Source organism: Haladaptatus sp. SPP-AMP-3, assembly GCF_049568665.1.
GTDB lineage: Archaea > Halobacteriota > Halobacteria > Halobacteriales > Haladaptataceae > Haladaptatus > Haladaptatus paucihalophilus.
The window spans coordinates 1,910,027-1,921,647 of the sequence record NZ_CP145897.1 but is presented as its reverse complement, the minus strand read 5'-3'; the positions used below and the strand labels follow the sequence as shown (position 1 = coordinate 1,921,647).

General features: G+C 63.3%; 12 protein-coding genes and 1 tRNA gene. 8 read left to right on the top strand and 5 right to left on the bottom strand.

Features of this window, described 5'->3' with window-relative positions; all coding sequences use genetic code 11:
• The first annotated feature begins 207 nt into the window (after positions 1 to 207).
• The 4 genes from V5735_RS10705 to V5735_RS10690 all read left to right on the top strand — a co-directional run bounded on the left by V5735_RS10705 (position 208) and on the right by V5735_RS10690 (position 3,047).
• Positions 208 to 1,062, top strand: coding sequence for a polysaccharide deacetylase family protein (locus V5735_RS10705; protein WP_423743509.1), 855 nt, complete (start codon positions 208 to 210; stop codon positions 1,060 to 1,062).
• A gap of 76 nt (positions 1,063 to 1,138) precedes the next feature.
• A complete protein-coding gene (locus V5735_RS10700; protein ID WP_423743508.1) occupies positions 1,139 to 1,420 on the top strand; it encodes a GYD domain-containing protein in 282 nt (93 codons plus the stop codon).
• A gap of 84 nt (positions 1,421 to 1,504) precedes the next feature.
• Positions 1,505 to 1,942, top strand: coding sequence for a phosphoribosyl-AMP cyclohydrolase (hisI, locus tag V5735_RS10695; RefSeq protein ID WP_423743507.1), 438 nt, complete (start codon positions 1,505 to 1,507; stop codon positions 1,940 to 1,942).
• Positions 1,935 to 3,047, top strand: a complete 1,113-nt coding sequence (locus tag V5735_RS10690; RefSeq protein ID WP_423743506.1) for a DUF7118 family protein — start codon at positions 1,935 to 1,937, stop codon at positions 3,045 to 3,047. Before hisI ends, V5735_RS10690 begins: the two co-directional genes overlap by 8 nt.
• A 30-nt stretch (positions 3,048 to 3,077) precedes the next feature.
• Here V5735_RS10690 and glmM read toward each other — a convergent pair whose 3' ends face one another.
• Both glmM and V5735_RS10680 read right to left on the bottom strand, forming a co-directional pair.
• Positions 3,078 to 4,442, bottom strand: a complete 1,365-nt coding sequence (gene glmM, locus V5735_RS10685; RefSeq protein WP_423743505.1) for a phosphoglucosamine mutase — start codon at positions 4,440 to 4,442, stop codon at positions 3,078 to 3,080.
• 47 nt (positions 4,443 to 4,489) lie between these two features.
• Positions 4,490 to 5,713, bottom strand: a complete 1,224-nt coding sequence (locus V5735_RS10680; protein ID WP_423743504.1) for an MFS transporter — start codon at positions 5,711 to 5,713, stop codon at positions 4,490 to 4,492.
• 108 nt (positions 5,714 to 5,821) lie between these two features.
• Between V5735_RS10680 and V5735_RS10675 the strand changes: the two genes are divergently transcribed.
• Together V5735_RS10675 and V5735_RS10670 are read left to right on the top strand one after the other, a co-directional pair.
• On the top strand, positions 5,822 to 6,694 hold the full coding sequence (locus V5735_RS10675; RefSeq protein ID WP_423743503.1) for a DUF7351 domain-containing protein: 873 nt from the start codon (positions 5,822 to 5,824) through the stop codon (positions 6,692 to 6,694).
• A 233-nt stretch (positions 6,695 to 6,927) separates the two neighbouring features.
• A complete protein-coding gene (locus V5735_RS10670; RefSeq protein WP_423743502.1) occupies positions 6,928 to 8,436 on the top strand; it encodes a glycosyltransferase in 1,509 nt (502 codons plus the stop codon).
• Here the strand turns inward: V5735_RS10670 and V5735_RS10665 are convergent.
• Positions 8,433 to 9,239 carry a ZIP family metal transporter gene (locus tag V5735_RS10665; RefSeq protein ID WP_423743501.1) on the bottom strand — a complete coding sequence of 269 codons (807 nt, stop codon included), beginning with the start codon at positions 9,237 to 9,239 and terminating at the stop codon, positions 8,433 to 8,435. The two genes, V5735_RS10670 and V5735_RS10665, sit on opposite strands and share 4 nt — an antisense overlap.
• A gap of 273 nt (positions 9,240 to 9,512) precedes the next feature.
• Here V5735_RS10665 and V5735_RS10660 point away from each other — a divergent pair, with 273 nt between their 5' ends.
• On the top strand, positions 9,513 to 9,752 hold the full coding sequence (locus tag V5735_RS10660) for an amphi-Trp domain-containing protein (protein WP_423743500.1): 240 nt from the start codon (positions 9,513 to 9,515) through the stop codon (positions 9,750 to 9,752).
• A gap of 80 nt (positions 9,753 to 9,832) precedes the next feature.
• Here V5735_RS10660 and V5735_RS10655 read toward each other — a convergent pair.
• Both V5735_RS10655 and V5735_RS10650 read right to left on the bottom strand, forming a co-directional pair.
• Positions 9,833 to 9,905, bottom strand: a tRNA-His gene (locus V5735_RS10655).
• Positions 9,906 to 9,991: 86 nt separating this feature from the next.
• Positions 9,992 to 10,393: a hypothetical protein gene (locus V5735_RS10650; protein WP_423743499.1), complete on the bottom strand. Its 402-nt coding sequence runs from the start codon at positions 10,391 to 10,393 to the stop codon at positions 9,992 to 9,994.
• Between the two features lie 123 nt (positions 10,394 to 10,516).
• Here V5735_RS10650 and V5735_RS10645 point away from each other — a divergent pair, with 123 nt between their 5' ends.
• Entirely contained in the window at positions 10,517 to 11,611 is a 1,095-nt protein-coding gene (locus tag V5735_RS10645) for an ATPase domain-containing protein (protein WP_423743498.1), read from the top strand.
• The last annotated feature ends 10 nt before the right edge of the window (positions 11,612 to 11,621 follow it).

Genomic DNA, 11,621 nt, shown 5'->3' with positions numbered 1-11,621 from the left:
GGTGTGCGGGTGTGGTACGTGGATATGGTGTGTGGGTGTGGTGTGCGGACGTTATGCGAAAGTGTGGTGTGCGGACGTGGTGTACGGACGTTATGCGAGTGTGGTACGTCGCTCTGATGGGTTCCCGCCGGGTACTCGTAATCCAACTCCTCTCGGAACTGTACCAATGAGCTACAGGTAAGCCGCTCCTCGTCGTCACGGTTCTCGATGAGTGACGCGACCGTCTGTTTGACTTACGACTTCGACGCGGTGTCGGTGTGGATTCACACCTTCGAGGTCGGGAACGCGCCGACGCAACTGTCCCGGGGGGTGTACGGCGCACCCCGACTCCTCGACCTGCACGACAGACACGGGATTCCGGCGACGTGGTTCGTCCCCGGCCACACCATCGAGAGCTTCCCCGAGCGCGTCGGCGAGGTCCACGACCGCGGCTACGACGTCCAGTGTCACGGCTGGCGGCACGTCAACTCGAGCACGTTCGACGGCAAGGCGGACGAAAAGGCCGAGTACGAACGCGCGATGACGAACATCGAGGACGCCACCGGTAGTCCACCGGTCGGCTTTCGGTCCCCCGCGTGGGAGTTCTCGACGCACACGCTCGACATCCTCGACGAACTGGGCTTCGAGTGGGATTCGAGCCAGATGGGCAACGACTTCCGGCCGTACTACCTCCGGAAGAACTGGAGCGCACCGCGGGACAACCCCTACGAAATCGGTGAGAAGAGCGACATCGTGGAGGTACCGATATCGTGGAAACGGGCGGACTTCCCGGCGCTGATGTTCGTCTGGGAGCAGTCGATTCTGTGGGGCTTCGCCGACGAGCGGTCGGTGTTCGACCTCTGGCGGGCGCAGTTCGATTGGATGCACGAGCACGTGGAAAACGGGATTTTCACGCTGGCGATGCACCCGCAAGTCATCGGGCAACCCCCGCGAACGACCCGGTTGGAGGAGTTGATAGGGCACATGCGTGCGAAACCGGGCGTCGAGTTCGCGGACGTGAGCACGGTCGCGGCGGAGGTCCGGAGCGGTGACCGTGAGCCGATGGCGATGCTCGGCGACTGACCCGTCCGCCCTCGCTGACGACTGTTTTAAGAAGGTGGCTACAACCGTTTTCCCGCTGCGCCTCGATTCGTTGTTCATGGCGAAGTACGTTGCACTCGTGGACATCCGAACGAGCGTTCAGAACGCCCAAGACCTCGTTTCGACGTGGGGCGACATCCGCCTCGAATTCGAGGAGTTCGGCGTCGAACTGGATGGAAGCTTTGCCGTGCTCGGCGAGTACGACTTCCTGCTCATCTTCGAAGCGCCGGACCGCGACACCGCGTTCAAGGCCGGTATCGCGGTCGAACGTCACGGGATGGACATGCAGACGATGGAGATAATCCCGATGACCGATTTCGCGGGACTGGTCGATGACTGACCCCTCCCACTAAAAAATGACGGCTAAAAATCATTTCTTCCCCGAGCGGAAAAGCATATTCTTCACCGATTCGTTCGTTCATTCATGAACGAGTCGTCCGAAGTCGCCCTCGCGTTCGACGACACCGAATTGCTCCCTGCAATCGCGCAGGATACCGACACCGGCGACGTGCTGATGCTGGCGTACGTCACCCCCGAAGCGGTCGAGAAGACCCTCGAAACCGGGTTCGCTCACTACTACTCCCGGAGTCGGGACGAACTCTGGAAGAAGGGCGGCACCAGCGGCCACGTCCAGCGCGTCGCGGACGTTCGCGTCGATTGCGACGGCGATACGTTCCTCTACCGCGTCGAGCAGGAGGGCGGCGCCTGCCACACGGGCTACGAGTCCTGTTTCTACCGAACCCTCGACTCCGTGAATCGGGACGAGAAAGAATCGACCGACCCCACCGACGCGTCCGCCGTAACCGCCGAAACGACGGTCGTCGGTGAACGGGTGTTCGACCCCGACGAGGCCTATGAGTGACCCGTTGACCCGACTCCGCGACGCGGACGAGGCGTGTCGAGAAGCCAACGCCGCCGTCGCGGAGTACGGCGAGGAGTCCATCCGCGCCGTCGCCGACGCCTACGACCGCACCACGCACCTGCTCGACCGCTACGAGGGGAAGGCGACCGGAACCGGCGACTTCCAAGCGTTCGTCCAGTTCCAAGGGCAGTTCGCCGACCTCGTGGAGAACCTGCCCGACGACTTGCCCGCGCGCGAGGCGTTCGAACGGGCGGAAAACGCCATCGACAAACGTCGGCTGAGCGAGCGCGATTTCGAAAACGGACGGAACGCTCTTTCGCCCGCCGAAGATATCGTCGCCCTTTCGGACGAGCGAAACGAAGCCCGCAAGCGCTACCGGGACGCCCGGCACACCGTCTCGCAACGGGTAACGGAACTGGAGGTGCGAATCGAGGACCTCGAACGACTTCGGGAACTCGGCGACGCCGACTTGGACGCTCCGACGGAACTGCTTCGGGAACCCATCGACGCCGCCAACGACGCCATCACCGAGGCGTTCGAATCGTTCACTCACGACGAGGACGTCCGCGAACTGATAGAATTCCTCGCCGCGACCGAACACTACCCGCTCATCGAGTTCCAGCCGCCGCCGGACGAACTCCGCGCGTACCTCCTCGACAGCGACGTCGGAGACCTCACCCTTCCCGAACTGCTCGAATACGCGCACTACTCCCGGTCGAAACTCGACCACTACGTCGCCGACCCCGCGGCGCTGAAGCGCGCCGTCGCCACGAACGAGACGTACTTCGACCGTCTCGGTCCCGAACCGCTCACCATCGACTGGCCGCCCGCCGCCGCGAACGAACTCCGCTGGTGGTGCGACGAGGCGATTCGCGTCGCGGACCGCTTCGCACCGCCGGAGGCCATCACGCGGCTTCGAGAGGTGGAACGACTCACCCGCGACGACGACTTCGAGCGTCTCCGCACCGCCGCACGGGCGCGCTCGGAACTCTCCGACGAGGAGCGCGACCGACTCGCCCGCGGCGACGTGACCGACGAACTCGAACGCGCACGGGAACGAAAAGACACGCTCTCCGACGCGCTCGACGAGTATCCCTCGCGGTAGGGTCGTTCGAGTCGAAAAAAAGAATCGCGCTCAGACGTTCGCTTTGGCCGCGCGGAGCGCGGTTTCCATCTCTTCTGCGAGTTCTTCGGCGCGGTGGCGTTCGCGCGCCTCGGCGTAGATTCGAACCATCGGTTCCGTCCCGCTCGGGCGGGCGAGGACCCACGCGTCGCCGAAGTCCAGTCGGTAGCCGTCGCGGGTGTTGAGTTCCGCGTTCGACTCCTCGGCCTCCCGTTCGGCGGCGGCGAGGAGCGCGTCCTGTTCCGCGTCCGTCGTGTAGGAGATGTTCGTCCGAACGTTGTGGTAGCCGTTGTACGGTTCGACGATGGCGCTCGCGCGCTCGTCGGCCAGCAGTTCGAGGAACTTTGCGGCGGTGTACGCGCCGTCACGGCTCAACCGGTAGTTCGGGAAGAAGACGCCGCCGTTGCCCTCTCCGGCGACTGGAACCACGACGTTCTGGTCCGCCAACTCCCTGATTCGCGTGATGATGTTGGTGCTGCCGATGGGGGTCAGTTCGAGCCTCGCGCCCGTCTCGTGTGCGACGTCGACGAGGCGTTGTGAGACGTTGACGGCGGAGACGACGGCGTCGTCGGGTTCGAGTTGTGCGGCGGCGAGCGCGGCAAGCGTGGCATCCCCCTCGATGTACTGGCCGTTCTCGTCGTAGAAGATTGCGCGGTCGGCGTCGCCGTCGTGTGCGATGCCGACGTCCGCGCCGCTTGCTTCGACCAACCGGCCGAGGTCGGCGAGGTTTCCGGGGACGGGTTCGGGGTCACGACCGGGGAAGTGGCCGTCGGGTTGGCTGTTCGTCGTGACGATGGTACAGCCGAGTTTGCGGAAAAATTCGGGTGAGGTGAGCGACCCGGCACCGTGTCCGGGGTCGAGTGCGACGGTGAGGTTCGCGTTGGCGATTCGGTCCCTGTCGATGGATTCGAGCAGTTGGGAGACGTACCGCTCGCGGGAGTCCTCGATGAGGTGGCTGTGACCCGTCTCGCTCCAGCGAACCTCCTCGAACTTCTCGGTGAGAAACTTCTCTTCGACTCGTTCGAGGCTGCCGACGGCGAGTTCGATACCGTCGTCGCCGATGAGTTTCACGCCGTTGTACTCCGGCGGGTTGTGCGAGGCGGTTATCATCAACGCGGGAACGCCCTCGCTTTCGGCGTACGCCTGTGCGCCGGGTGTCGGAACGACGCCGAGTCGGTCCACGTTCGCCCCGACACTCGCCAACCCGCTCGCGGCGGCGTCCGCGAGCATGTCTCCCGTAGCCCGTGTATCCTGTGCCAGCGCGACTCGGTCGGTGCGCCAGACCGTCCCCGCCGCCTTCGCGATCTTGAGCACGAACTCGGGGGTTAGTTCGTCGTTGGCGACCCCTCTCGTCCCGCTCGACCCGAACACCTTCATGTGGGGGCGTGGGGTTTCTGCCTTCAAAGAGATTCCGAATACGGGTGCTATTCCGCCTCAGCGCGCTGTCCGGTGGACGATTTCACCGGCGACTCCCAGCCGAGGACGGCGAGCGACCCGACCACGAGTACGCCGCCCGCGACCGCCAGCGCGGTGAGCGGGGAGGCGGCGTCCGAAAGTAGTCCGCTCCCGAGTTGGAAGGGGATGACGGTCAGCGAACTCACCATCGCCAGCGCAGACAGCACCGTCGCCCGTCCGAGCGTCTCGATGCGGTCGTTGACGTATTGGGACGCCAGCGACCGGGTCGTCTCCGCGATACCGCGTGCGAACAGGAACGCCGGAATCGCGAGCACCGGGACGAATCGAAGCGTGACGAGGCCGAGGCCGACGACGAACGGAATCACGAGGAACCACGTTCGAATGCCGATCCGCTCCCGAATCGCTCCGGTGTAGTAGCTCAGTCCCGCCGAGAGGAGGCTGATGGCGGCGTAGAACCAGCCGAGAATGGGTTCGACGCTCCCCTTCGGAACGCCGACCTGCGGTAGGACGGTCTCCAACACCGGTTGGACGTACATGAACACGAGGTAGGACACCGCCGAGAAGAGGACGAAGTAGTAGACGACGAAGGCCCGAAGCCGCGGATTCGAAAGCGTCTCCCGAATCACGCCGACGGCCTCCCGGATGCCGAGTTCGTCGGATTCGCTCTCCTCGTAACTCGTGGGTTCGTCCATTGCGAGCAGGACGGGGACGCCGATTCCAGTCACTCCCGCGGCGACCAGGAACGGATAGGCGAGGTCGATATTCCCGAGATAGCCGCCGAGCACGGACCCGACGACCCCGACCAGCAGGGCGACCGCCTGTCCGCGTCCGCGCACGTGAGCGAACCTGTCCTCCGATAAGTCGTCGGTGAGCGTATCGTAGAGCCACGCGTCGCTGCTCCCCGACCGGAAGGTGTAGCCGAACGACCAGCAGGCGTACAGCACCGCGAGTTGCGCGAAGTTCCCCGCGAAACCGATGCCGACGAGCGTCAGCGTGATGATGCTCGTCCCGATGAGCAGACTGTTCCGTCGGCCCACCCGGTCGCCGACGTAGCCCGTCGGAATCTCCGAGACGAGTGTCGTGACGTTGTAAATCCCTTCGAGGATGGCGATGCCGGTGTAATCCAACCCGAGCGAGAGGAAGTAGAGGTACATTATCGGCCGGTAGAACTCCACCGCTTTCGTGGACTTGTAGGCGTAGTAGAGGCCGATGTTCCGATTCGACTGCCACATACGTACTCGACCGTGCGACAGCACCGAGTTCCTTCTGCGCACTCGATTGCACATAGAACGCTGACATCTTTCACGGGGGTTTTATTCGCCCTCGCCGAACGCCCGGACATGGAGGACGAGCGACCCGACCCGGCCGACGCGCTCGCCGCTATCGGCAACGAACGCCGCGTCTCGATTCTCTACGAACTCCAGCAGGCGTTCCGCGAGGGTCACTCCCCGCTCCCCTACGCCGACCTCAAACGACGGGTTGGCCTCCGCGACAGCGGCAACTTCAACTATCACCTCCAGCGCCTCGTCGGGCAGTTCGTCAGAAAATCGTCCGACGGCTACGCGCTCACCTACGCGGGCCGGAAGGTGGCGAGCGCGCTGACGGCGGGCGTGTTCACCGAGCAGGCCGACGGGACGACGCTCGACGCGCCCGGAACGTGTTACGAATGCGGAAACGAGGCGCTGTTCGCCCGTTACGAGGAGGAACGCATTCACATCGCCTGCGAATCTTGCGGCGAGGAACTCCTGCACAACCCCTTTCCGCCAGCGCCGACGACCCGCCGCGACGACCTCCTCGACGCCTTCGAGGTGTGGACTCGTCGTTGGAACGCTCTCGCCGCCGCCGGTACCTGTCCCGAATGTGGTTCCCGGATGTCCGGCACCCTCACCGACTACCGACCCGAACTAGGCACCGGAAACGTACCGTACCGACTCCGCGTCTCCTGTTCTGCGTGTTGGGCGATGGCGAACCTCCCCGTCGGGTGTCTCGTCCGCGATTCCCCCCGAGTCGTTGGTTTTCACGCCGAACGAGGCGTCTCGCTCGACGAGCGGTATCTGTGGGACCTCGACTGGGCGCTCCACCGCGACTATCTGCGCGTCCTCGATGACGACCCGCCCCGCCTTCGTCTTCGCATCCCCCTCGATTCCGAGGAACTTCGATTGACCGTCGATGACACTGGGACCGTCGTTTCGACGACCGTCAGTGAACGATGACGTTTCGTCTATCGGTCACCTCGGCCCGGACAAGTAGAGTACAGTAGTCGAGAAACGAGTTCAGTAGTATTCGATGCCATTTAGTATTTTTCAGTAGTAAATAGTACTTTTCGGTGTATTTTAGTACACAGGGCTGACCCGAATTTCTTCGTCGCTCTCCGCCCGTTTGCCAGTTTTCGAACACAATCTGTTTACGGTGTGCTGTCATTCCACATAGCATCGCGGCGGTACCAATGATACGACTCATCGACATCGAGGTCGAACACAGTATCGAGGAGTACGCGACCGATACCGTCCTTCGGGATTCGGTCCGAGCGATGCAAAACGCCGTCACCGACGACGTGGCCGCGCTGGACGGACGCACCGTCTGGATGGTGAACTCGACGGCGAGCGGCGGCGGCGTCGCCGAGATGATGCCGAAACTCGTCGGCCTCGTCCGCGCGCTCGGTGTCGATGCGGAATGGGCTGTCATCGACGTGGACGAACCGGTTTTCTTCGAGTTCACGAAAGGGATTCACAACCTCCTGCACGGTGCTGGCGACCCCGACCTCGTGGACCACGAGCGGTCGATTTATGAAGCGACGAGTCGCTCGGTCGCCGACGAACTCGAAGACCACATCGCACCCGAGGACGTGCTCGTCGTCCACGACCCGCAACCGCTCGCGGCGGGTTCGATGGTCGCCGACGCGCTGGACGTTCCCGCCGTTTGGCGGTGTCACATCGGGTCCGAGGAGCACTCGGAAAAATCCCGAACCGCGTGGGAGTTCCTCCGCCCGTGGATAGCCGACTACGACCGGACGGTGTTCACGCTCCCCGCGTACGTCCCCGCATTTCTGGAAACCGAGGCCGACATCATCCCGCCCGCAATCGACCCGTTCAGCGCGAAGAACCGCCGTCTCAAGCCGCAGGAGGTCGCTACCGTTCTGGCGCGGGCTGACCTCACCGACACCGACCACCCGGTCGAGCGGTTCGACCAACCGGCGCGGCGATTACAGGCCGACGGCACGTTCGCGCCCGCGACGGACCCGGACGATATCGGTCTACTCTTCCGTCCGACGATTTGTCAAATCTCCCGCTGGGACGGTCTCAAGGGATTCGTTCCCTTGTTGCGCGGATTCGCCGAACTCAAACGCGACGTTCGTGAAGAGATGGACGCCTCCGTGAAGACGGCCGCGAACGGCGGCGACGATTCGACCGGTTCGGAGCGCTCCGCCGCTCACCGTCGGCGAATCGAGGAGGCCCGTCTCCTCCTCGTCGGTCCCGACCCCTCCTCGGTGGCGGACGACCCGGAGGGACGCCAAGCGCTCGAGAATCTGGAGGAGGAATGGCTGGCGCTCGACCCCGAAGTACGGTCCGACGTCGCCGTCGTCGTCATGCCGCCCGACCAGCACGACAGCGCGCTCGTCATCAACGCCCTCCAGCGGTGTTCCTCGGTCGTCGCCCAGAACTCGCTTCAGGAGGGGTTCGGTCTCACGGTGACGGAGGCGATGTGGAAACGCGCCGTCCTGATGGGCGCGGATACCGGCGGCATCAGCGCGCAAATCCGCGACGGCGAGGACGGACGGTTGGTCCCGGATTCGGGCGACCCCGCATCGGTCGCTCGCACGCTGGACGACGTGCTCGGGTCGCCCGAGCGGTGGGACGACTGGTCCTACAGCGCCCAGCGGCACGTCACGGACACCTATCTGGTCTTCGAGCAGGTGACGCGGTGGCTCGATACGCTCGGCGAGTTGGTCGATTAGAGGATGAACAACAGCGGAACGAACGCCACGAATCCGACGAGCGCTCCCGCGGACAGGTACCATTTCGCGCTCGACACGTTTTCGCCCGCTTCAAGTCCCTCGGGGAGCACGTCGCCGATAACGAGGTACAGCATCGACCCGGCCGCGAACCCGTAACCGAAGCCGAGGAACTGCTCGGCCAGTCGCACGAAGTAGAACGCGATGACCGCACCGACCGGTTGCGGGAGGCTCGTGAAGAACGCGGCGCCCCACATGCGGCCGTTTCCGATCCCGTCCACGTCGTTTATCGGAATCGCGGTCGCCAGCCCCTCGGGGAAGTTGTGAATCGCGAGCGACCCCGTGATGGCGATGGCGACGAAGGGAACCGAGAATCCGAGGAGGTGGATGCCGCCCGATCGATTGAGTTCGGCGAACGAGACGCCGATGGCGAGTCCCTCGGGAAAGCTGTGAACGAACAACACCAGCAGGATGTTGAGGATGGTTTGGAAATCTCCCGTGGCGATATCTTCGGGTCGATAGTTCGTCCCGTAGCGGTCCACGACCCGATGGGCGACGATGACGAGGATGATACCGGAGACGATTCCGACGCCGACGAGCAGCAAACCGCTATCCTTTTTGTACGACTCGAAGAGCAGACCGAACACCGAGGCGGACGCCATCAATCCCCCGGCGAAACCCCACAGTCCCACGTCGAGTTTGTCGTCGATGGCGTCGACCCAAAACAACGGAACCGCTCCGAGACTCGTTCCGAACGCCGCGATCAATCCCGCGACGAAGACGAGTGCGTACGGCCCCCAATCCATGGCGAAAAATTGGGACTACACACTTGTATGCTTTCCCGCCGATTTTGGCGGGCCTAAGATTTCTACCGGCCGATTTGGGGTTTTCCCACCCCGACAAAACGTTTCGATTGCGGACGATTCGACCGCAAAACCGACGGAGGACCCAAACCCCCTCGATACGCCTCGAATCAGTGAATTTCGGCCGAACGAGCCGAACCTGCCGTTCGCGGTGTTCGTCCGGCCGAACATCGTGCCCACAACAGCTATTTTCCAGTGTGAAGTATGCCTTCGTCCATGTCCGAAAAGACGCTTCACGAAGCACAAGTGACGCGCGACGAAGCGGCGGACCTCCTCGAAGATATCGCGGCCCAACTCCGCGGGAAAGGTTCCGCCGATATCGACGTCGGTAACAAGACGGTCACGCTCTCGCCGCGAAAGAAAATCGGCTACGAAATCGGCATCCGCGAGTCGTCCTCCGTGCTCCGCGGGGACCGGGAGACGGTCTCGATAACACTCGACTGGAAACCGAAGTAGTCCGTTTCGGGAACGTCACGCGTGAATCGCTCGCGGATGGTTCCGAGAACTACCCGCTCACGAAGCAATGTTCGTAAAAGGTCCAGGTGCGAGAATCGAACCCGCGTCCCAGCCTCCACAAGGCTGGAGGATAGTCCACTACCCCAACCCGGACACGCATGTCGTGGTAATCGGGAGAGATTAAAATACGTTTCGGAAAGGAACGTCGCGTATGGTGGTTTCTGCCGTGTTACTCGCACTCACTCCGTCTCGGTCGTCGGGTTCTCCAGTCGAAATCGACGGGTTCGGTGGCCGTCGAACCACGGGCCGGGGTCGGATTCTTCAAATCCGACGTTCTCGGCGACTGCGACGATATCCGTCTCGGGTTCGGGAAGCAGTATCTCGACGGGCATCGCCTCCCGCTCTGCGAACCGAATCGGCTCGTCGAGGAGGTGTTCGCAGGCCGCCTCCGCGCCGAAGAGGTGCGTGACGTGCACCGTCTCCTCGTCGGCCTCGAACCCGACGAAGGCGTCGATTTCTCCGTCCGATTCCGCCACGCAAACCGTCCGGTCGTGAACCACGTCGGCCATCACCTCGGTCGGTACGTCGGCGAGTGCCGCGAGGCGTCCCCCGTCTGCCTCCACCGCGTCTCGGACGCGCATGTGTGGCTATTCTCGCTCCCCCGCATTAACTCTTCAGCCCACCCGTACCGTCCTCGATACACCGCCGACCGATGGTTTTCGGTCGGGAGTAGCTTCATCCCTATCGGATGCTAACGTGTGACTATGAGCGAGGAGCCCCGGAACGCCGACCGAACTCGGTGTGACTTCTGTCGTCTGCCGTGTCCCGAGATTCCGGTCCCGCTGGAGTACGGCGATACCACCTACGAGTTCTGCTCGCGGACCTGCCGGGACGAGATGCGCCGAAGCGACCGCGTGTTCACGACCTACCACGGCTTTCGACAGATAAACACAGGCGTATCGGCGCTCGACGACCACCTGCCGGAGGGATTGCCGCGGAACTCGTTCGTCCTCCTCTCCGGTGAGGGTGGAACCCGCGACAACGCCATCCAGTCGGAACTCGTCTGGCGGACGCTTCGGCGCGGCGAACCCGCCATCGTCGTCAGCTTCACCGAACCTCCGATTTCCGTCATCGAGCAGTTCCTCTCGTTGGAGTGGAACGTCCTCCCGTACCTCGAATCCGGTCTCTTACACGTCCTCGATTGTTTCACGTACCGCGTCGGCGACCGCGACCGGATGTTCACTCGGATGGACGAGTGGAACCAGTTCCTCCACCGCATCGTCGCGTCCGCGACGACGACGGTCCGCGACCCGAGCGACACGAGCGAACTCCAGAACAAACTCGACAACTGCCTCGAATCGCTGGCGATGAGCGACACCGGCGTCGTCGCCATCGACTCGCTGACCGAATTCGGGTCACTCGTCCAACCCGTTCAAGCGTACGATTTCGTCAAGGACATTCGGGCTGACGTCTGCAAAGGCCGGTTCGTCATCGTCTTCGCGGGCGCGACGTTCACCGGGGAAGAGGACGCCTTCCCCCACGACATGGCCTACGTCATCGACGGACTCATCGACTTGCAGTTGAACGGGTCGATAATCGAGGACGTGCTCATCAAACGGGTTCGCATCCGGAAGATGAACGGCGTCCTCACGATTCCCGAGTGGGTCGCCTACGAGTACACCGGGGGTAACGGACTCGTCACGTTCGACCCGATGGAGGAACTCGAAAAGGCGGGGAACTTCGTGGGAGAATCCCCGGAAATAGCGTCGGAAAAGCGGTCTTCCGCCGGAGTCGGCGGAGAATCGGCCGACGACCCCGACGCTCCCGAGGGGTCCGGCGAATCGAATATGGACGAGTGACCGCGGTCGG